Source organism: Pseudomonas sp. 05N433 (genome assembly GCF_056396925.1).
Map to the genome: position 1 here is coordinate 75,649 of NZ_JBFTML010000037.1, position 21,601 is coordinate 97,249.

Below are 21,601 nucleotides of genomic sequence, written 5' to 3' on the forward strand. Positions count from 1 at the left end.
TTACTCAGCACTGCTGCTGAAATCGAGATCTTGGCCTGGCTGAAGGGAGATAACTGCCTTCTTCCAGTCATTACGCTTGCCCAGACCGCGAGCAGTGCGCTTGCTCTTACCCAGAACATTCAGGGTAGTAACACGCTCTACTTTCACGCTGAACAGGCTTTCGACGGCCTTCTTGATTTCCAGCTTGGTTGCGTCAGTGGCAACCTTGAAAACGAACTGGCCTTTCTTGTCTGCCAGAACCGTAGCCTTCTCGGAAACGTGCGGGCCAAGCAGAACTTTAAATACGCGTTCCTGGTTCATCCCAGCAGCTCCTCGAATTTCTTCACGGCCGACACGGTGATCAACACCTTGTCGTATGCGATCAGACTAACTGGATCGGAACCTTGCACATCACGTACATCAACGTGCGGCAGGTTACGAGCAGCCAGGTACAGGTTCTGATCAACAGCGTCCGACACGATCAGAACGTCGGTCAGGCTCATGTTGTTCAGTTTGCCCAGCAGGTCTTTGGTTTTCGGCGTTTCAACAGCGAAATCCTGAACCACGACCAGACGATCAGTACGCACCAGCTCAGCAAGGATGGAACGCATTGCTGCGCGATACATCTTCTTGTTCAGCTTCTGGGAGTGATCCTGAGGACGAGCTGCGAAAGTGGTACCGCCGCCACGCCAGATTGGGCTACGGATAGTACCGGCACGAGCACGGCCAGTACCTTTCTGACGCCATGGGCGCTTACCGCCACCACGAACGTCGGAACGGGTCTTTTGCTGCTTGCTACCTTGACGGCCGCCGGCCATGTAGGCCACGACTGCTTGGTGAACCAGCGTCTCGTTGAATTCGCCGCCAAATGTCAGTTCGGAAACTTCGATCGCTTGAGCGTCATTTACATTTAATTGCATGTCAGCTTCCCCTTAACCGCGAGCCTTGGCTGCTGGACGTACAACCAAGTTGCCGCCAGTAGCGCCAGGAACAGCGCCCTTGACCAACAACAGATTGCGTTCAGCGTCCACGCGCACTACTTCGAGGGACTGCACGGTCACGCGCTCAGCGCCCATATGACCGGACATTTTTTTGCCCTTGAATACACGACCAGGAGTCTGGCACTGGCCGATAGAGCCTGGAACGCGGTGGGATACGGAGTTACCGTGGGTGTTATCTTGCCCGCGGAAATTCCAACGCTTGATCGTACCCTGGAAGCCTTTACCTTTGGACTGACCGGTTACATCAACCAGTTGACCAGCAGCGAAGATTTCAGCATTGATCAGATCGCCGGCCTGGTACTCGCCTTCTTCAAGGCGGAATTCCATCACGGTACGACCAGCGGCAACGTTCGCCTTAGCGAAGTGGCCAGCTTGCGCAGCTGTAACACGCGAAGCACGACGCTCGCCTACAGTGACTTGCACTGCACGATAGCCATCGGTCTCTTCAGTTTTGAACTGGGTGACGCGATTCGGCTCGATCTCAATGACCGTGACCGGAATGGAGACACCTTCTTCGGTGAAAATACGGGTCATACCGCATTTACGACCGACTACACCAATAGTCATGTTGTAAACCTCATGAGTGTACGGGGCTTTCACCCGCTATGGCCGCCCATTTCAGAGCGTTACACGACTAAGACCGAGTCTTAGCCGAGGCTGATCTGCACTTCCACACCGGCCGCAAGATCAAGCTTCATAAGAGCATCAACGGTTTTATCCGTTGGCTGGACGATGTCCAGAACGCGCTTATGAGTACGGATCTCGTACTGGTCACGCGCGTCTTTGTTGACGTGCGGGGAGACCAGAACGGTGAACCGCTCTTTACGGGTAGGCAGTGGAATTGGACCACGCACTTGAGCACCAGTACGTTTCGCGGTTTCCACGATTTCCTGGGTGGATTGGTCGATCAGGCGATGGTCAAAAGCCTTCAACCTGATACGGATTTGCTGATTTTGCATTGGATTTCAGACTCCGGCTGCTATTCCCACCGGGCGCAATACGCCCGTTAAAAGGAGGCGCAATTCTATAGACGCCCCCGATAGGTGTCAACCCAATAAAAAAGCCCCCGCTGAGCGGGGGCTTTTTCAAAGCATCGAAGCTATCTCAGAAGAGAAGCTTACTCGATGATTTTAGCTACAACGCCAGCACCAACGGTACGGCCGCCTTCGCGAATAGCGAAACGCAGACCGTCTTCCATTGCGATGGTTTTGATCAGGGTAACAGTCATTTGAATGTTATCGCCTGGCATTACCATTTCAACGCCTTCTGGCAGCTCGCAGTTACCAGTCACGTCAGTAGTACGGAAGTAGAACTGTGGACGGTAGCCTTTGAAGAACGGAGTGTGACGACCGCCTTCTTCTTTGCTCAGAACGTAAACTTCTGCGGTGAACTTGGTGTGCGGCTTAACGGTACCTGGCTTAACCAGAACCTGACCACGCTCCACGTCATCACGCTTGGTGCCGCGCAGCAGCACGCCGCAGTTCTCGCCAGCACGACCTTCGTCGAGCAGTTTGCGGAACATTTCAACACCGGTGCAGGTGGTGACGGTAGTGTCACGCAGACCAACGATTTCCAGTGGATCCTGAACGCGAACGATACCGCGCTCGATACGACCAGTCACAACAGTACCGCGACCCGAGATCGAGAATACGTCTTCGATTGGCATCAGGAACGGCTTGTCAGTCAGACGAACTGGTTCTGGGATGTAGCTGTCCAGAGTTTCAACCAGTTTCTTGACGGCAGTGGTGCCCATCTCGTTATCGTCCAGACCATCCAGCGCCATACGAGCGGAGCCGATGATGATTGGAGTGTCGTCGCCTGGGAAGTCGTAAGTGCTCAGCAGATCGCGCACTTCCATCTCAACCAGTTCCAGCAGCTCAGCGTCGTCTACCAGGTCAGCCTTGTTCAGGAAAACCACGATGTACGGAACGCCTACCTGACGGGACAGCAGGATGTGCTCACGGGTTTGCGGCATCGGACCATCAGCGGCCGAGCAAACCAGGATAGCGCCGTCCATTTGAGCAGCACCGGTGATCATGTTCTTCACATAGTCAGCGTGACCTGGGCAGTCAACGTGAGCGTAGTGACGGATCTTCGAGTTGTACTCAACGTGAGCGGTGTTGATGGTGATACCGCGAGCTTTCTCTTCTGGTGCGCTGTCGATCTTGTCGAAGTCAACACGAGCCGAACCGAAAACTTCGGAGCAGACGCGAGTCAGAGCAGCGGTCAGAGTGGTTTTACCGTGGTCAACGTGACCGATAGTGCCAACGTTGACGTGCGGTAGGGAACGATCAAATTTTTCTTTAGCCACGACAATTAACTCCTTGCCTAAAGGACTGAATCAGCCTTGTTTTTTGGTAACGGTTTCGACGATGTGCGACGGAGCCGTATTGTATTTTTTGAATTCCATAGAGTAGCTTGCGCGACCCTGAGACATGGAACGAACGTCGGTCGCATAACCGAACATCTCGCCCAACGGAACCTCGGCACGAATTACTTTACCGGAAACCGTATCTTCCATACCCAGAATCATGCCGCGACGACGGTTAAGGTCGCCCATCACGTCACCCATATAGTCTTCAGGCGTAACAACCTCTACCGCCATGATCGGCTCAAGCAACTCACCACCACCCTTCTGGGCCAGTTGCTTGGTCGCCATGGAAGCAGCCACCTTAAACGCCATCTCGTTCGAGTCGACGTCGTGGTAAGAACCATCAAACACGGTAGCCTTCAGGCCGATCAGCGGATAGCCGGCAACAACACCGTTCTTCATCTGCTCTTCGATACCCTTCTGGATAGCCGGGATGTATTCCTTAGGAACCACACCACCCACTACTTCGTTCAGGAATTGCAGACCTTCCTGACCTTCGTCAGCAGGTGCAAAACGGATCCAGCAATGACCAAACTGGCCACGACCGCCGGACTGACGAACGAACTTGCCTTCGATTTCGCAGCTCTTCGTGATGCGCTCACGGTACGAAACTTGAGGCTTACCGATGTTGGCTTCGACGTTGAACTCACGGCGCATCCGGTCAACCAGGATGTCCAGGTGCAGCTCGCCCATGCCGGAGATGATCGTTTGACCAGTCTCTTCATCAGTTTTGACGCGGAAAGACGGGTCTTCCTGAGCAAGCTTGCCCAGAGCGATACCCATTTTTTCCTGGTCATCCTTGGTCTTAGGCTCTACGGCAACCGAAATAACCGGCTCCGGGAAGTCCATGCGAACCAGGATGATTGGCTTGTCAGCGTTGCACAAAGTTTCACCAGTGGTGACGTCCTTCATGCCGATCAAGGCCGCGATGTCACCAGCGCGTACTTCCTTGATTTCTTCACGGGCGTTTGCGTGCATTTGCACCATACGACCCACGCGCTCTTTCTTGCCTTTTACCGAGTTGATCACGCCGTCGCCGGAGGCCAACACGCCCGAGTAAACCCGAACAAAGGTCAAGGTACCCACGAATGGGTCGGTAGCGATCTTGAACGCCAGAGCCGCGAAAGGCTCGTCGTCGCTTGCATGACGCTCCATTTCCTCTTCCTCGTTATCCGGGTTGGAACCCTTGATAGCAGGAATGTCGGTAGGAGCAGGCAGGAAGTCGATAACGGCGTCGAGAACCAGGGGAACACCCTTGTTCTTGAAGGAAGAACCGCAAACAGCCAGAACGATCTCACCAGCGATAGTACGCTGACGCAGAGCGGCCTTGATTTCCTCGATGGAGAGCTCTTCCCCTTCGAGATACTTGTTCATCAGCTCTTCGTTGGCTTCGGCCGCAGCCTCGACCATGTTGCTGCGCCACTCCTCAGCCAGCTCTTGCAGCTCGGCAGGAATGTCCTTGCGAACAGGGACCATACCCTTGTCAGAGTCATTCCAGTAGACAGCTTGCATGTTGATCAGATCGATCTGACCCTGGAAGTTGTCTTCGGAACCGATAGCCAACTGGATTGGCACCGGAGTGTGACCCAGACGCTGCTTGATCTGACCGATCACGCGCAGGAAGTTAGCGCCAGCACGGTCCATCTTGTTTACGTAAACAAGACGTGGAACGCCGTACTTGTTGGCCTGACGCCATACGGTTTCCGACTGAGGCTCAACACCCGAAGTACCGCAGAACACAACGACAGCGCCGTCGAGTACGCGCAGGGAGCGTTCAACTTCAATAGTGAAGTCTACGTGGCCCGGGGTATCGATAACGTTGAAACGGTGTTCGTGCGAGTACTGCTTCTCAGAACCTTTCCAGAAGGCGGTGATAGCAGCAGAAGTAATGGTAATACCACGCTCCTGCTCCTGCACCATCCAGTCTGTGGTCGCGGCGCCGTCATGCACCTCGCCCATTTTGTGACTTTTGCCAGTGTAAAAAAGGACGCGCTCGGTGGTGGTGGTTTTACCAGCATCCACGTGAGCAACGATACCGATGTTACGGTAGCGGCTAATCGGAGTAGTACGAGCCATAAAGCCCTCGCAAAATTAGTGAAGCTAAAATTAGAAGCGGTAGTGCGAGAAAGCCTTGTTGGCTTCAGCCATACGGTGCACGTCTTCACGCTTCTTAACAGCAGCACCTTTACCTTCAGCAGCGTCCAACAGTTCGCCAGCCAAACGCAGAGCCATAGACTTCTCGCCGCGCTTACGGGCGAAGTCTACCAACCAGCGCATTGCCAGCGCGTTACGACGGGACGGACGAACTTCGACCGGAACCTGGTAAGTAGCACCGCCTACACGGCGCGACTTTACTTCGACCAGCGGAGCGATGGCGTCGAGAGCTTTCTCGAAGATTTCCAGGGGGTCGCTGTTCTTGCGTTCTTTAACCTTTTCCAGCGCGCCATAAACGATACGCTCGGCAACGGCTTTTTTGCCGCTTTCCATCACGTGGTTCATGAACTTGGCCAGGATTTGGCTTCCGTATTTTGGATCGTCAAGCACTTCGCGCTTGGCTGCTACGCGTCTTCTTGGCATGGATAAGCCCTCAAACGGTCTTCAGGTTCGCTCGGAATCGGTGCCCTTTCGGGACGCCTCCGACCTTACTCTTATCGACTCAGAAAAATAGAAATCGGTTTTTTGCTGCAAGCGACTATTACTTCGGACGCTTGGTACCGTACTTCGAACGACCTTGGTTACGACCTTTAACGCCGGAAGTATCCAAAGAGCCGCGAACGGTGTGGTAACGAACACCTGGCAAGTCTTTTACACGACCGCCGCGGATCAGTACCACGCTGTGCTCTTGCAGGTTGTGGCCTTCACCGCCGATGTACGAGGAAACCTCGAAACCGTTGGTCAGACGCACACGGCATACTTTACGCAGTGCCGAGTTAGGTTTTTTCGGCGTAGTGGTATACACACGGGTGCATACGCCACGACGTTGCGGGCAGTTCTGCAGCGCAGGCACGTCGGATTTCTCGACGATACGCTTACGCGGCTGACGTACCAGCTGGTTGATAGTTGCCATCTACTAGCTCCACTGTTGTCTTGCGACGCTATTGTCTTGCAAGAAAAGCAAAATGGCAGGAACGAATCCCCGCCAAATTTAGGGGTACAAGAGTCTAAAGAGGATCTTGCCCCCAGTCAAGGCAAGGCCCCGACCTCTCCCCCCATCCAACCTCGACAAATTGTCTCGACTGGATGAACGGAGCGATCAGGGCCTGCACTCATTTACTACCGCAGAACTCAGTTACCGCTCGAGTTCAGCGCTTCGGTCAGTGCAGCTTCCACTTCACTGGCGCTCACGCGCAACGGTTTGTCAGCATCACGGCGGCGCTTGCGCTCGCTGTGATAAGCCAGACCGGTACCGGCCGGGATCAGACGACCCACGACCACGTTTTCTTTCAGGCCGCGCAGGTAATCGCGCTTGCCGGTTACCGCCGCCTCGGTCAGTACGCGAGTGGTTTCCTGGAAGGAAGCCGCCGAGATGAACGATTCGGTGGACAACGACGCCTTGGTGATACCCAGCAGAACACGAGTGAACTTGGAGACAAATTTGTCTTCATTGCTCAGACGCTCGTTCTCTACCAGCACGTGAGTCAATTCCATCTGGTCGCCCTTGATGAAACTGGAATCGCCGGATTCAGCGATCTCAACTTTACGCAGCATCTGACGCAGGATGGTCTCGATGTGCTTGTCGTTGATCTTCACGCCTTGCAGACGGTAAACGTCCTGGATCTCGTTCACGATGTACTTGGCCAGCGCACTCACACCCAGCAGACGCAGGATGTCGTGTGGATCGCTCGGACCGTCGGAGATAACTTCGCCGCGGTTTACCTGTTCGCCTTCGAAGACGTTCAGGTGACGCCACTTCGGAATCAGCTCTTCGTACGGATCGCTACCGTCGTTCGGGGTGATAACCAGACGGCGCTTGCCTTTGGTCTCTTTACCGAACGCGATGGTGCCGCTGACTTCAGCCAGAATCGAGGCTTCTTTCGGACGACGGGCTTCGAACAAGTCGGCAACACGCGGCAGACCACCGGTGATGTCACGGGTCTTCGAAGTCTCTTGCGGAATACGAGCGATAACATCACCGATCGCGATTTTCGCACCGTCCGCTACACCGACCAGGGCGTTAGCAGGCAGGAAGTACTGAGCAATTACGTCGGTACCCGGCAGCAAGAGATCCTTGCCGTTGTCATCAACCATCTTCACAGCAGGACGGATATCTTTACCGGCAGCTGGACGGTCTTTGGCGTCGAGTACTTCAATGTTGGTCATACCGGTCAATTCGTCAGTCTGACGCTTGATCGTGATGCCTTCTTCCATACCCACGTAGGTCACGGTACCTTTCATTTCGGTAACGATTGGGTGAGTGTGCGGATCCCACTTGGCCACGATTGCGCCAGCGTCGACCTTGTCACCTTCTTTAACCGAAATCACAGCACCGTACGGCAGCTTGTAGCGCTCACGCTCACGACCGAAGTCATCAGCGATTGCCAGCTCACCGGAACGGGACACAGCAACCAGGCAACCGTCCACTCGCTCAACGTGCTTCAGGTTATGCAGACGGACGGTACCGCCATTCTTCACCTGAACGCTGTCGGCTGCGGAGGTCCGGCTTGCCGCACCACCGATGTGGAACGTACGCATGGTCAGCTGGGTACCCGGCTCACCGATGGACTGGGCAGCGATAACGCCGACCGCTTCACCGATGTTCACCTGGTGACCACGAGCCAAGTCACGGCCGTAGCACTTGGCGCAAATGCCGTAGCGGGTTTCGCAGCTGATCGGCGAACGCACGATCACTTCGTCGATGCTGTTCAGCTCGATGAACTCGACCCACTTCTCGTCTACCAGAGTGCCGGCAGGAACGATAACTTCCTCGGTACCTGGCTTGAATACGTCACGGGCGATGACACGACCCAATACGCGCTCACCCAACGGCTCAACAACGTCACCGCCTTCAATGTGCGGAGTCATTACCAGGCCATGTTCGGTACCGCAATCGATCTCGGTCACAACCAGATCCTGCGCCACGTCTACCAGACGACGAGTCAGGTAACCGGAGTTCGCAGTTTTCAACGCGGTATCCGCCAGACCTTTACGAGCACCGTGAGTAGAGATGAAGTACTGAAGTACGCTCAAACCTTCACGGAAGTTCGCAGTAATCGGCGTTTCGATGATGGAACCGTCCGGCTTGGCCATCAGGCCACGCATACCGGCGAGCTGACGGATCTGCGCAGCAGAACCCCGTGCGCCCGAGTCGGCCATCATGTACATCGAGTTGAAGGATTCCTGGTCAACTTCGACGCCATGGCGGTCAATGACTTTCTCTTTCGAGAGGTTGGCCATCATCGCCTTGGATACTTCGTCGTTCGCCTTGGACCAAAGGTCGATCACTTTGTTGTACTTCTCGCCCTGGGTTACCAGGCCGGAGGCGTACTGACTTTCGATCTCTTTCACTTCGTCGGTGGCGGCACCGATGATGCGGGCTTTTTCATCCGGGATAACGAAGTCGTTAACACCGATGGAAACGCCGGAGATGGTCGAATAGGCAAAACCGGTGTACATCAACTGGTCAGCGAAGATCACGGTCTCTTTCAAACCAACCACGCGGTAGCACTGGTTGATCAGCTTGGAGATCGCTTTCTTTTTCATCGGCAGGTTGACGACGTCGAAGGACAGACCTTTTGGCACAACCTGGAACAACAGCGCACGGCCGACGGTAGTGTCGACGATACGAGTGTTGGTCACGCTGCCGCCATCACGATCGTTCACGGTTTCGTTGATCCGCACCTTGACCTTGGCGTGCAGCGCGGCTTCGCCGGCACGGAACACACGGTCAACTTCCTGCAGATCCGCGAACACACGACCTTCGCCTTTGGCGTTGATCGCTTCACGAGTCATGTAGTACAGACCCAATACAACGTCCTGCGAAGGAACGATGATTGGCTCACCGTTGGCTGGCGACAGAATGTTGTTGGTCGACATCATCAACGCACGCGCTTCCAGCTGGGCTTCCAGCGTCAGCGGTACGTGCACGGCCATTTGGTCGCCGTCGAAGTCGGCGTTGTACGCAGCACAGACCAGAGGGTGCAGCTGGATAGCCTTACCTTCGATCAGTACAGGTTCAAACGCCTGGATACCCAGACGGTGAAGGGTCGGTGCACGGTTGAGGAGAACCGGGTGTTCGCGAATCACTTCAGCGAGAACGTCCCAAACCTCTGGCAGCTCACGCTCAACCATCTTCTTGGCCGCTTTGATGGTGGTAGCAAGACCACGCATTTCCAGCTTGCCGAAAATGAACGGCTTGAACAGCTCGAGAGCCATCTTCTTCGGCAGACCGCACTGGTGCAGACGCAGGGTCGGACCTACGGTAATTACCGAACGACCGGAGTAGTCAACACGCTTACCGAGCAAGTTCTGACGGAAACGACCTTGCTTACCCTTGATCATGTCAGCCAGGGATTTCAGAGGACGCTTGTTGGAACCGGTGATAGCGCGGCCACGACGACCGTTGTCGAGCAGTGCGTCGACGGCTTCCTGCAACATACGCTTTTCGTTGCGCACGATGATGTCCGGAGCGGACAGATCAAGCAGGCGCTTCAAACGGTTGTTACGGTTGATCACTCGACGATACAGATCGTTGAGGTCGGAAGTCGCGAAACGACCGCCATCCAATGGGACCAGTGGACGCAGATCTGGCGGCAGAACCGGCAGAACGGTCAGCACCATCCACTCTGGCAGGTTGCCGGAACCCTGGAAGGCTTCCATCAACTTCAGACGCTTGGACAGCTTTTTGATTTTGGTTTCGGAGTTGGTTTGCGGAATCTCTTCACGCAGACGGCCAATCTCGTGTTCCAGGTCGATAGCGTGCAGCAGTTCACGGACAGCTTCGGCACCCATGCGGGCATCGAAATCGTCGCCGAACTCTTCCAGCGCTTCGAAGTACTGCTCGTCGTTGAGCAGCTGACCCTTTTCAAGGGTGGTCATGCCTGGATCGATAACGACGTAGCTCTCGAAGTAGAGAACGCGCTCGATATCACGCAGGGTCATGTCCATCAGCAAGCCGATACGGGACGGCAGCGATTTCAGGAACCAGATGTGGGCTACTGGCGAGGCCAGCTCGATGTGCGCCATGCGCTCACGACGAACTTTTGCCAGCGCGACTTCAACGCCGCACTTCTCGCAGATCACACCACGGTGCTTCAAGCGCTTGTACTTACCGCACAGGCACTCGTAATCCTTTACCGGGCCAAAGATCTTGGCGCAGAACAGGCCGTCACGCTCAGGTTTGAACGTACGGTAGTTGATGGTTTCCGGCTTTTTAACTTCACCGAACGACCACGAACGGATCATCTCAGGCGATGCCAATCCAATACGGATGGCGTCGAACTCTTCGACTTGACCCTGGTTTTTCAGCAAATTCAGTAGGTCTTTCAAGGCCTTTCCTCCTGGCGGAGCAGAGAGCGGGCAATCCTGCCCCGCTCTCGATTCGCGTCACGTGTTATTCGGTTTCCAGATCGATATCGATGCCGAGGGAACGAATTTCCTTGATCAACACGTTGAAGGACTCGGGCATGCCCGGCTCCATACGGTGATCGCCGTCCACGATGTTTTTGTACATCTTGGTCCGGCCGTTCACATCGTCCGACTTCACTGTGAGCATTTCTTGCAGAGTGTAAGCAGCACCGTATGCTTCCAGTGCCCAGACCTCCATCTCCCCGAAACGCTGACCACCGAACTGCGCCTTACCACCCAGCGGCTGCTGGGTAACCAGGCTGTACGAACCGGTAGAACGAGCGTGCATCTTGTCGTCTACCAAGTGGTTCAGCTTCAGCATGTACATGTAGCCAACAGTAACCGGGCGCTCGAACTTGTTGCCGGTACGGCCGTCGGTCAGCTGCATCTGGCCGCTTTCTGGCAGGTCTGCCAGTTTCAGCATGGCCTTGATTTCGCTTTCCTTGGCGCCGTCGAACACTGGAGTGGCCATTGGAACGCCGCCACGCAGGTTCTTCGCCAGATCCAGAATTTCCTGGTCGGAGAAGCTATCCAGATCTTCGTTACGACCGCCGATCTGGTTGTAGATCTCGTCCAGGAAGGTGCGAAGTTCAGCAACCTTACGCTGCTCTTCGACCATCCGGTTGATCTTCTCGCCCAGACCTTTGGCCGCGAGGCCCAGGTGGGTTTCAAGGATCTGACCAACGTTCATACGCGAAGGTACGCCCAACGGGTTGAGGACGACGTCGACCGGGGTGCCATTGGCATCGTGCGGCATGTCTTCAACCGGCATGATCACGGAGACCACACCCTTGTTACCGTGACGACCGGCCATCTTGTCGCCCGGCTGGATGCGGCGACGGATTGCCAGGTAAACCTTGACGATTTTCAGCACGCCTGGAGCCAGGTCATCGCCCTGCTGCAGCTTGCGCTTCTTGTCTTCGAACTTGTCGTCCAGCAGACGGCGGCGATCAACGATGTAGGCCTGAGCCTTCTCGAGCTGCTCGTTCAGAGCATCTTCAGCCATGCGCAGCTTGAACCACTGGCCGTGCTCAAGACCGTCGAGAACTTCGTCGGTGATTTCCTGACCTTTCTTCAGACCGGCGCCGCCTTCGGCTTTGTGGCCGACCAGAGCGGAACGCAGACGTTCGAAAGTAGCGCCTTCAACGATACGGAACTCTTCGTTCAGGTCCTTGCGGATCTCGTCGAGTTGAGTCTTCTCGATCGACAGTGCACGAGCATCACGCTCAACGCCGTCACGAGTGAAGACCTGTACGTCGATGACAGTACCCTTGGTGCCGGTAGGCACACGCAGGGAGGTGTCTTTAACGTCGCTGGCTTTTTCACCGAAGATCGCACGCAGCAGTTTTTCTTCCGGAGTCAGTTGGGTCTCACCTTTCGGAGTGACCTTACCTACCAGGATGTCGCCTGCGCCTACTTCAGCACCTACGTAAACGATACCGGCTTCGTCCAGCTTGTTCAGTGCAGCTTCACCCACGTTCGGGATGTCTGCAGTGATTTCCTCTGGCCCAAGCTTGGTGTCACGCGCCACACAGGTCAGTTCCTGGATGTGGATCGTGGTGAAACGGTCTTCCTGAACAACACGCTCGGACAGGCAGATGGAGTCTTCGAAGTTGAAGCCGTTCCATGCCATGAACGCGATGCGCATGTTCTGACCCAGAGCCAGTTCACCCATATCGGTGGACGGACCGTCGGCCATGATGTCGCTGCGCTGAACCCGATCACCTTTGCTCACCAGCGGACGCTGGTTGATGCAGGTGTTCTGGTTGGAGCGGGTGTACTTGGTCAGGTTGTAGATGTCGACACCAGCTTCGCCGGTTTCAACTTCATCATCAGCAACACGAACCACGATACGGCTGGCGTCGACGGAATCGATCACGCCGCCACGACGAGCCACGACGCAAACGCCGGAGTCGCGAGCCACGTTACGTTCCATGCCGGTACCTACCAGCGGCTTGTCAGCACGCAGGGTTGGTACAGCTTGACGCTGCATGTTCGAACCCATCAACGCACGGTTGGCGTCGTCGTGCTCGAGGAACGGGATCAGCGACGCAGCAACCGAAACTACCTGCTTCGGCGACACGTCCATCAAGGTGACATCTTCCGGCGCCTTGACGGTGAACTCGTTCAAGTGACGAACAGCTACCAGCTCGTCGATCAGGACTTTCTTGTCGTTCATCGTGGCCGAAGCCTGAGCGATCACGTGATCAGCTTCTTCGATGGCGGACAGGAAAACGATCTCGTCGGTGACCAGAGCGTCTTTCACCACGCGGTACGGGCTCTCGAGGAAGCCGTACTGGTTGGTGCGCGCATAGGCGGCCAGGGAGTTGATCAGACCGATGTTCGGACCTTCCGGCGTTTCAATCGGGCATACACGACCGTAGTGAGTCGGGTGTACGTCACGGACTTCGAAGCCTGCACGTTCGCGAGTCAAACCGCCTGGGCCGAGTGCAGAGACACGACGCTTGTGGGTGATCTCGGACAGCGGGTTGTTCTGGTCCATGAACTGGGACAGCTGACTGGAACCGAAGAACTCTTTCACCGCCGCAGCCACTGGCTTGGCGTTGATCAGGTCTTGCGGCATCAGGCCTTCGCTTTCAGCCATCGACAGACGCTCTTTGACCGCACGCTCAACACGTACCAGGCCAACGCGGAACTGGTTCTCGGCCATTTCGCCTACGCAGCGAACACGACGGTTACCCAGGTGGTCGATGTCATCGACGATGCCTTTACCGTTACGGATGTCGACCAGAGTCTTCAGAACCGCGACGATGTCTTCTTTGCACAACACGCCCGAACCTTCGATCTCGGTACGACCGATACGACGGTTGAACTTCATCCGGCCGACCGCAGACAGGTCATAGCGCTCAGGACTGAAGAACAGGTTGTTGAACAGTGTCTCGGCAGCGTCCTTGGTTGGCGGCTCGCCTGGACGCATCATGCGATAGATCTCGACCAGCGCTTCCAATTGGTTGCTGGTGGAGTCGATCTTCAGGGTGTCGGAGACGAACGGACCGCAGTCGATATCGTTGGTGTACAGAGTTTCGATGCGAACAACGCCCGCCTTGGCAATTTTTGCCAGGATTTCGGTGTTCAGCTCGGTGTTGCACTCTGCCAGGATTTCGCCGGTAGCCGGATGCACGATGACCTTGGCGGTAGTGCGACCCAGGACGTAGTCCAGAGGCACTTGCAGCTCTTTGATCCCGGCTTTTTCCAGCTGGTTGATGTGGCGAGCGGTAATACGACGACCTTGCTCGACAATAACCTTGCCTTTGTCATCCTGAATATCGAGGACAGCAATTTCACCACGCAGGCGCTGAGGCACCAGTTCCAGGCTGAGGTTTTCACCCTGCACATGGAAGACGTTGGTGGTGTAGAACGCGTCCAGCACTTCTTCAGTGGTATAGCCCAGCGCGCGCAGCAGTACCGATGCAGGCAGCTTGCGGCGACGGTCGATACGCACAAATACGCAATCTTTCGGGTCGAACTCGAAGTCCAGCCACGAACCGCGGTAAGGAATGATGCGCGCGGAGTACAGCAGTTTGCCGGAGCTGTGCGTCTTGCCACGGTCGTGGTCGAAGAACACGCCCGGGGAACGGTGCAGCTGGGAAACGATTACACGCTCGGTACCGTTGATTACGAAGGTACCGTTCTCAGTCATCAGGGGGATTTCACCCATGTAGACTTCTTGCTCTTTGATGTCCTTGATCGCTTTGTTCGACGATTCTTTGTCGAAAATGATCAGGCGCACTTTTACCCGCAAAGGTACGGCATAAGTTACACCGCGCAATACGCATTCTTTGACATCAAATGCCGGTTCGCCCAGGCGATAACCGACGTACTCCAGCGCAGCATTGCCGGAGTAGCTGATGATCGGGAAAACGGATTTGAAGGCCGCATGCAGGCCCACGTCGCGGAACTGATCTTTAGTCGCTCCCGCTTGCAAGAATTCACGATACGAATCCAGCTGGATGGCCAGGAGGTACGGCACATCCATGACGTCCGGCAACTTGCTAAAGTCCTTGCGGATACGTTTTTTCTCAGTATATGAGTAAGCCATCAGCGTTCCCCAGCTTGGTCACCTGCTTGTTTGGCCCCTCCCGACGGGAGCAGCCAGAAAATCGTGCAAACCCCATGGTTTGCGCCACCACATCGGGTGGATACAGCTCGTTACCAGCACCGACCCAGTCGGCTGCCAATAACGGAAAAAGGCCGGTGGCAAGAGCCACCAGCCATCAGCCTTTCGCTTAACGCTCGGGCTGGAGGAGCAAAGTCGATGCTTATTTCAGCTCGACTTTAGCGCCTGCTTCTTCCAGAGCTGCTTTGGCTTTGTCAGCTGCGTCTTTGGCAACAGCTTCCAGAACCATGGCAGGAGCGCCGTCAACTACAGCCTTGGCTTCTTTCAGGCCCAGACCGGTCAGTTCACGTACAGCCTTGATCACGTTAACTTTCTTCTCGCCAGCTTCGGTCAGCATGACGTTGAATTCAGTTTGCTCTTCAACAACAGCGGCAGCAGCAGCTGGACCAGCAGCAGCAACAGCAGCGGTAACGCCGAAGGTTTCTTCCATTGCTTTGATCAGCTCAACAACTTCCAGAACGGTTTTCTGGCCGATTGCTTCGATGATTTGTTCGTTAGTCAGAGACATGACTTGAATCCTGTATTGGGGTGACAGCTTACGCAGCCATCAAATTAAACATATGATTTTGAAAGGTCTCGCTGTGCCTTAGGCAGCAGCAGCTTCTTTCTGGTCGCGAACGGCTGCCAGGGTACGAGCCAGCTTGCTGGTAGCGCCTTGGATCACGCTCATCAGTTTCGCAATAGCTTCGTCGCGGGTCGGCAGGGTAGCCAACACGTCGATCTGGTTAGCGGCAAGGAACTTGCCATCAAACGCAGCTGCCTTGATCTCGAACTTGTCCTGACCCTTGGCGAACTCTTTGAAAATCCGGGCAGCAGCGCCTGGATGTTCTTTGGAGAATGCAATCAGGGTAGGGCCGGTGAACACGTCGTTGAGGACACTGAATTCAGTGTCAGCAACAGCGCGCTTGAGCAGGGTGTTACGTACGACACGTACATAAACGCCAGCTTCACGAGCCTCTTTACGGAGTCCGGTCATCGCGCCTACTGTTACGCCACGGGCATCAGCCACGACAGCGGACAGAGCGACTTTGGCAGCCTCGTTGACTTCAGCGACGATGGCCTTCTTGTCTTCGAGTTTAATTGCCACGGGTTTAACTCCTGCTTGTTACCGTTTCATCCAGTCGAAACCGGATGTCGTTTTGGTGTCTGATTCGGTAAGGAACCGGGAGCACCATCTGCGTAGGCTTGAGGTTTAAGACTTGCGTCGCCTACGGTCTTGGATAGCCCCCGCCAGGCAGGGACCCCAATCTTTCAATTGGCGCAATTACTTGCGCCAACCTGCGTCTTACGCGTCGAGCGAACCCTGGTCGATGACCAGACCTGGGCCCATAGTAGTGCTCAGGGTAACGCGCTTGACGTAAATACCTTTCGAGGAAGCTGGCTTGATACGCTTCAGATCAGCGATCAGGGCTTCAACGTTTTCCTTCAGCTTGACGGCATCGAAGCCGACTTTGCCAACGGAAGTGTGGATGATGCCGTTTTTGTCGGTGCGATAACGAACCTGACCAGCCTTGGCGTTTTTAACCGCGGTAGCTACGTCAGGAGTTACTGTGCCGACTTTAGGGTTAGGCATCAGACCACGTGGACCGAGGATCTGACCCAACTGACCTACAACGCGCATTGCATCCGGGGATGCGATCACTACGTCATAGTTCAGGTCGCCGCCTTTCATTTCGGCAGCCAGGTCGTCCATACCTACACGGTCAGCGCCGGCAGCCAGAGCGGCCTCGGCAGCTGGACCCTGAGTGAACACAGCAACGCGAACGGTCTTGCCGGTACCGTGCGGCAGCACGGTAGCGCTACGAACGACCTGGTCGGATTTACGCGGGTCAACACCCAGGTTCACAGCTACGTCGAACGACTCGCTGAACTTGACAGTCGACAGCTCGGACAGCAGAGCAGCAGCGTCTACAAAGTTGTAGGCCTTGCCTGCTTCGATTTTGCCGGCGATAGCCTTTTGACGCTTGGTCAGCTTAGCCATTACACACCCTCCACGTTAAGGCCCATGCTACGAGCAGAACCGGCGATAGTACGCACGGCTGCTTCCATATCAGCTGCAGTCAGATCCGCGTTTTTGGTTTTCGCGATTTCTTCCAGCTGAGCACGAGTCACAGTGCCAACCTTAACGGTGTTCGGACGAGCGGAACCGCTAGTCAGACCAGCAGCCTTCTTCAGCAGAACCGAAGCAGGAGTGGATTTGGTTTCGAACGTGAAGCTACGGTCGCTGTAGACAGTGATGATCACTGGAGTCGGCAGACCTGGCTCAAGACCCTGAGTACGGGCGTTGAAAGCCTTGCAGAATTCCATGATGTTCACGCCGTGCTGACCCAGAGCAGGACCAACAGGTGGGCTTGGGTTAGCCTGAGCGGCCTTCACTTGCAGCTTGATGTAAGCGGTAATCTTCTTGGCCATGAGGCACTCCAATTACGGGTTCAAACGCCTCGAAAGGCTCCCCGGTTACTTGCGCGTTTATCCCAGTGACGACAAAACCCCACAGCCTAGGGCTGCGGGGTTGGGATGCTTGCTCAGCTAGACCTTTTCGACCTGACTGAACTCCAACTCTACCGGAGTAGAGCGACCGAAAATGAGCACCGCCACTTGGATCCGGCTCTTTTCGTAGTTAACCTCTTCAACCGTGCCGGTAAAATCGGCAAACGGCCCGTCGTTGACACGTACCGACTCACCCGGCTCGAACAACGTCTTCGGCTTCGGCTTGTCGCTACCATCAGCAACGCGACGCAGAATCGCTTCTGCTTCTTTATCTGTGATTGGTGCAGGCTTGTCGGCAGTACCACCGATGAAGCCCATCACCCGAGGAGTATCCTTGACCAAGTGCCAAGTACCCTCGTTCATGTCCATCTGAACCAGCACATAACCAGGGAAGAATTTGCGCTCGCTTTTGCGCTTCTGGCCATTACGCATCTCAACCACTTCTTCAGTGGGAACCAGAATTTCGCCGAAGCCATCTTCCATGCCAGCCAGCTTTACGCGCTCGATCAACGAACGCATGACATGCTTCTCGTAACCGGAGTAAGCATGCACAACGTACCAACGCTTAGCCACGGGACACCCTTAGCCGACGATCAAGGAAACAAGCCAACCGAGCAGGGAATCAAGCCCCCACAACAGCAACGCCATAACCAGAACAACAGCCACAACGATCAACGTGGTCTGCGTAGTTTCTTGGCGAGTTGGCCAAACGACTTTACGAATCTCGGTGCGCGCTTCCTTAACCAGTACAAAGAAAGACTTGCCCTTAACCGTCTGCAGGCCTACAAAGGCAGCTACAGCAGCAATGACCAGCAAAGCGAGCACGCGGTACAGGATCGGCGAAGCAGAGTAATACTGATTGCCAACAACGCCAACAATCACCAAAGCAACTACTACCAGCCACTTGAGTAGATCGAAGCGAGAGCCTTGAGCTTCAGCTTTAGGAGTCATCTATGAAGATCCTGTGAAAAGAAAGCCAGACACACCTGGTGAATCTGGCAGGTCAGGAGGGAATCGAACCCCCAACCTACGGTTTTGGAGACCGTCGCTCTGCCAATTGAGCTACTGACCTAAAACAAAATCAGGCCGACCATTATGCCGGCCCGAAAAAGACTTTACAACAATTTACTCATCGATCCTGGCCATGCACACCAGCACCAAAGATGCACAACACCTTCTCAGGCAACGACGCGCATCTACAAGCCATTAAAACAAAGGCAGATATTTTCATATCTGCCTTGTTATATGGAGCTCTTGAGCGGATTTGAACCGCTGACCTCACCCTTACCAAGGGTGTGCTCTACCAACTGAGCTACAAGAGCGTAACACTTTGCAGGACCTGCAAACCTGGAGCGGGTAGCGGGAATCGAACCCGCATCATCAGCTTGGAAGGCTGAGGTTCTACCACTAAACTATACCCGCGGAGCTTGCAGCTCTCGCTAAAAATGGTGGAGGGGGAAGGATTCGAACCTTCGAAGTCGTAGACGTCAGATTTACAGTCTGATCCCTTTGGCCGCTCGGGAACCCCTCCTAAGCGAGCCGGCATTCTATACTATGCCAGCCTTCTGTCAAGCATTTTCTCATTAAAAACCTGAGGTTAGCTGCGTTGACCTCGCTTCGCACCGTCAACCTTTAAAAGGTCTTCACTGCGAAGCGGGCGCCATTCTATGCAAACTATTCGACAGGTGCAACCCCCTCACACGGCATTATTTTATGTTTTAACTCATTGAATTCTTTAGAAAGGCTTTGCAACTGCAAGTCATCCAGCAAACGCCGGCTTTCCGGCGCCACACGCACCCAGTAACCCGCATATTCAGGGAGATCCTTCGGCAAGGGCTGAAACTTGATGTCCATGCCACTCAATCGATGCTCGATTGCCTGAGCGACTTCCTGCCGGGCAGAACCGCCCAGATAGAGACAACTGCTTTCTGTCTGCGTGGATTTTCCTTTATCTCGGGTCGTATCAGTCGCCTCACTCAACAAACGAATGTCCTGCTGAGAGCCCCGATACATACTCAAGGGGGTCACATCCTTCGCGCGAAGCGGGGCCTCCTGTTGGTGCCAGACGTAATAGAACACATTGAGAACAAGCAGCAGCAGGAACAACCAACGCATAAAAACCTCAAGACAAGGGACACGCCATAGCCAACCCTACAAACACCAGATCTGGAACCACCCTGGCCCCAGGCACAATCTCGGAGACCAGATCAGCATCTCCTCCTGTGAGGAATACAGCGAAATCCTCCCCCCAATAACTGCGCGCCAAATCTAGCTGAGCCTGAACAAAGCCCCTCAACATCAGCACACAACCTCGCTCGACCGCCTCGACGGTAGTACGCCCAGGAATAAGACTCTCCAAAGCACGCTCGGCAGCAAGGTCGCCATAGCGGATTCTACGGGTATGAGTACGCAACTGGTTACGCATTAAGGGCATTCCCGGACAGATGAAGCCTCCAAGATGCTCGCCATCCCTAGCGACAAAATCAGCAGTGACCGCGGTACCGAAGTCGAGCACCAGACAAGCACCTGAAGCCAGGTGAAATCCTCCGAGCATTGCAAGCCAGCGATCAAGTCCTAGCCGCTCGAACTCTTCATAGCCATTACGAACCCCGGACATTTCGCGAGCCGGTGTGGCGCACACCACGGAAACGCCGAAAGCCTCTGTCAACGAAGAGATCAAGGCTCCGGTTTCTTCAGCGGTTCTGACACTCACTAACCGACAATGCTTGAGAGCGAGCCCCTTGAGCCCCTTCAAACTCTCAAGCAGCGCGAGATCCGAATCAACGACACCCTCACCAACCACCCGCCCGACATCCGCGCCGAGCACACGCCACTTGATGAAACTGTTTCCACAATCGAGCTCAAGTATCATCACGCAACCTCAGGCTGAGCTCACCACCACTAAAGACTTTTTCCACGCCATCCACCTTCAAGCGCAAGGCACCCTGACCATCGATACCCAACACCTCTCCATCTATCTGACTAGCTCCAGCAATCAACGACACGGCGCGCCCCTGCCATAGATGATTTTGCTCCCACTCCGCCCGGATAGCCGGAAATCCGTCGACCTGGTGGCGACTCAAGTAGGCCCGGAGCATCACCCCCAACTTCGCAACCAGGTGATTGCGATCAACCGCCTTACCCGACTCGAGCCGCACGGACGTCCACTGCTGGTCAACCTCATCAGTCATCTGCATGTTCACATTGATCCCGACACCGATCACTACGTGACACACATCTGCAGGATCACCCACTAATTCGAGCAATATTCCAGCAATTTTTTTCTGACCAACCAGAACATCATTAGGCCACTTCAAACCCGCGCCTGAAATACCAAGCTCTCGCAAGGCCTGCAGTACGGCGAGCCCAACAACTAGACTCAAGCCTTCCAGTTGCCGCATCCCACCCTCAATGCGCAACACCAGGCTGTAATAGATGTTTTCTGCGAACGGACTCACCCACTTGCGTCCACGCCGTCCGCGACCGGCCGTTTGCCGCTCGGCAAGCACCAGAAATGGCGCGATCTGGCCACGCTCGATAGCGCGCAAGGCTTCAGCATTGGTAGAGTCAATTGAGTCGAGGACCAGGATGGGCCACTCACAGGAAGGCTCACGCGCGCATATCTCGACAGGGTCAAGCAGCGTCAATGGCGCAGCCAGCTGATAGCCGCGACCGCGCACTTTATGAATGGATAAGCCGAGCTCAGCCTCCAAATGCTGAAGCTGCTTCCATACAGCGCTACGACTGACGCCCAAGGCGACGCCCAGGGCCTGGCCCGAATGGAATCGGCCATCCTTAAGAAGCTTTAACAACGTCAGCATGCAAGTCTCGCCTCACAATGAGGCCCGCATGATAGCCATGCACCGAGCAGTTGCATAGAAACCCTAAACGTCAGTTTTCCTGCGGACAAAAAAAAACCCCTACCTGCATACGCAGATAGGGGTTTCGGAATTTAATCTTGACGATGACCTACTCTCACATGGGGAAACCCCACACTACCATCGGCGATGCATCGTTTCACTTCTGAGTTCGGGATGGGATCAGGTGGTTCCAATGCTC

19 protein-coding genes, 4 tRNA genes and 1 rRNA gene are annotated in these 21,601 nt (G+C 55.1%); all 24 read right to left on the minus strand.

The window, feature by feature from the left end; genetic code table 11:
- A complete protein-coding gene (rplW, locus tag AC1DIS_RS19730) occupies positions 1 to 300 on the minus strand; it encodes a 50S ribosomal protein L23 (protein ID WP_002555488.1) in 300 nt (99 codons plus the stop codon).
- Positions 297 to 899: a 50S ribosomal protein L4 gene (gene rplD / locus AC1DIS_RS19735; RefSeq protein WP_003228735.1), complete on the minus strand. Its 603-nt coding sequence runs from the start codon at positions 897 to 899 to the stop codon at positions 297 to 299. The genes rplW and rplD overlap by 4 nt, the downstream gene beginning before the upstream one ends.
- 12 nt (positions 900 to 911) lie before the next feature.
- Positions 912 to 1,547 (minus strand): 50S ribosomal protein L3, encoded by a 636-nt coding sequence (gene rplC, locus AC1DIS_RS19740; protein ID WP_003186059.1) that lies wholly within the window; start codon positions 1,545 to 1,547, stop codon positions 912 to 914.
- A gap of 80 nt (positions 1,548 to 1,627) precedes the next feature.
- On the minus strand, positions 1,628 to 1,939 hold the full coding sequence (gene rpsJ, locus AC1DIS_RS19745; protein WP_003186070.1) for a 30S ribosomal protein S10: 312 nt from the start codon (positions 1,937 to 1,939) through the stop codon (positions 1,628 to 1,630).
- Between the two features lie 158 nt (positions 1,940 to 2,097).
- Entirely contained in the window at positions 2,098 to 3,291 is a 1,194-nt protein-coding gene (gene tuf, locus AC1DIS_RS19750) for an elongation factor Tu (protein ID WP_007933700.1), read from the minus strand.
- Between the two features lie 30 nt (positions 3,292 to 3,321).
- The gene (gene fusA, locus AC1DIS_RS19755) at positions 3,322 to 5,427 is read right to left on the minus strand and encodes an elongation factor G (RefSeq protein ID WP_007933703.1); all 2,106 of its coding nucleotides are present in this window, start codon (positions 5,425 to 5,427) and stop codon (positions 3,322 to 3,324) included.
- Between the two features lie 30 nt (positions 5,428 to 5,457).
- Positions 5,458 to 5,928: a 30S ribosomal protein S7 gene (gene rpsG, locus AC1DIS_RS19760; protein WP_002555493.1), complete on the minus strand. Its 471-nt coding sequence runs from the start codon at positions 5,926 to 5,928 to the stop codon at positions 5,458 to 5,460.
- Positions 5,929 to 6,046: 118 nt separating this feature from the next.
- Positions 6,047 to 6,418 carry a 30S ribosomal protein S12 gene (gene rpsL, locus AC1DIS_RS19765; protein WP_003186084.1) on the minus strand — a complete coding sequence of 124 codons (372 nt, stop codon included), beginning with the start codon at positions 6,416 to 6,418 and terminating at the stop codon, positions 6,047 to 6,049.
- A 218-nt stretch (positions 6,419 to 6,636) separates the two neighbouring features.
- On the minus strand, positions 6,637 to 10,836 hold the full coding sequence (gene rpoC / locus AC1DIS_RS19770; protein ID WP_007933713.1) for a DNA-directed RNA polymerase subunit beta': 4,200 nt from the start codon (positions 10,834 to 10,836) through the stop codon (positions 6,637 to 6,639).
- 64 nt (positions 10,837 to 10,900) lie between these two features.
- Positions 10,901 to 14,974: a DNA-directed RNA polymerase subunit beta gene (gene rpoB / locus AC1DIS_RS19775; protein ID WP_018925655.1), complete on the minus strand. Its 4,074-nt coding sequence runs from the start codon at positions 14,972 to 14,974 to the stop codon at positions 10,901 to 10,903.
- A 220-nt stretch (positions 14,975 to 15,194) separates the two neighbouring features.
- A complete protein-coding gene (rplL, locus tag AC1DIS_RS19780; RefSeq protein WP_018925654.1) occupies positions 15,195 to 15,560 on the minus strand; it encodes a 50S ribosomal protein L7/L12 in 366 nt (121 codons plus the stop codon).
- A gap of 78 nt (positions 15,561 to 15,638) precedes the next feature.
- A complete protein-coding gene (gene rplJ, locus AC1DIS_RS19785) occupies positions 15,639 to 16,139 on the minus strand; it encodes a 50S ribosomal protein L10 (protein WP_018925653.1) in 501 nt (166 codons plus the stop codon).
- Between the two features lie 198 nt (positions 16,140 to 16,337).
- Positions 16,338 to 17,033 carry a 50S ribosomal protein L1 gene (gene rplA, locus AC1DIS_RS19790; RefSeq protein ID WP_007933725.1) on the minus strand — a complete coding sequence of 232 codons (696 nt, stop codon included), beginning with the start codon at positions 17,031 to 17,033 and terminating at the stop codon, positions 16,338 to 16,340.
- Complete coding sequence (gene rplK / locus AC1DIS_RS19795; protein WP_007933726.1) at positions 17,033 to 17,464, minus strand: 50S ribosomal protein L11; 432 nt, start codon at positions 17,462 to 17,464, stop codon at positions 17,033 to 17,035. Before rplK ends, rplA begins: the two co-directional genes overlap by 1 nt.
- Positions 17,465 to 17,581: 117 nt before the next feature.
- Positions 17,582 to 18,115, minus strand: coding sequence for a transcription termination/antitermination protein NusG (gene nusG / locus AC1DIS_RS19800; protein WP_007933727.1), 534 nt, complete (start codon positions 18,113 to 18,115; stop codon positions 17,582 to 17,584).
- 9 nt (positions 18,116 to 18,124) lie between these two features.
- Positions 18,125 to 18,493, minus strand: a complete 369-nt coding sequence (gene secE / locus AC1DIS_RS19805) for a preprotein translocase subunit SecE (RefSeq protein ID WP_007933728.1) — start codon at positions 18,491 to 18,493, stop codon at positions 18,125 to 18,127.
- A gap of 45 nt (positions 18,494 to 18,538) precedes the next feature.
- Positions 18,539 to 18,614, minus strand: a tRNA-Trp gene (locus AC1DIS_RS19810).
- Positions 18,615 to 18,788: 174 nt separating this feature from the next.
- Positions 18,789 to 18,864, minus strand: a tRNA-Thr gene (locus AC1DIS_RS19815).
- Positions 18,865 to 18,890: 26 nt separating this feature from the next.
- Positions 18,891 to 18,964 (minus strand) — tRNA-Gly (locus AC1DIS_RS19820).
- Positions 18,965 to 18,988: 24 nt separating this feature from the next.
- Positions 18,989 to 19,073: transfer RNA gene (locus AC1DIS_RS19825), tRNA-Tyr, on the minus strand.
- A 143-nt stretch (positions 19,074 to 19,216) separates the two neighbouring features.
- A complete protein-coding gene (locus tag AC1DIS_RS19830; RefSeq protein WP_064620713.1) occupies positions 19,217 to 19,657 on the minus strand; it encodes a hypothetical protein in 441 nt (146 codons plus the stop codon).
- A 7-nt stretch (positions 19,658 to 19,664) separates the two neighbouring features.
- A complete protein-coding gene (locus AC1DIS_RS19835; protein WP_477744630.1) occupies positions 19,665 to 20,414 on the minus strand; it encodes a pantothenate kinase in 750 nt (249 codons plus the stop codon).
- Positions 20,404 to 21,363 carry a bifunctional biotin--[acetyl-CoA-carboxylase] ligase/biotin operon repressor BirA gene (gene birA, locus AC1DIS_RS19840; protein ID WP_477744631.1) on the minus strand — a complete coding sequence of 320 codons (960 nt, stop codon included), beginning with the start codon at positions 21,361 to 21,363 and terminating at the stop codon, positions 20,404 to 20,406. The genes AC1DIS_RS19835 and birA overlap by 11 nt, the downstream gene beginning before the upstream one ends.
- A 135-nt stretch (positions 21,364 to 21,498) precedes the next feature.
- Positions 21,499 to 21,601, minus strand: a 5S ribosomal RNA gene (gene rrf, locus AC1DIS_RS19845); the annotation flags it as partial.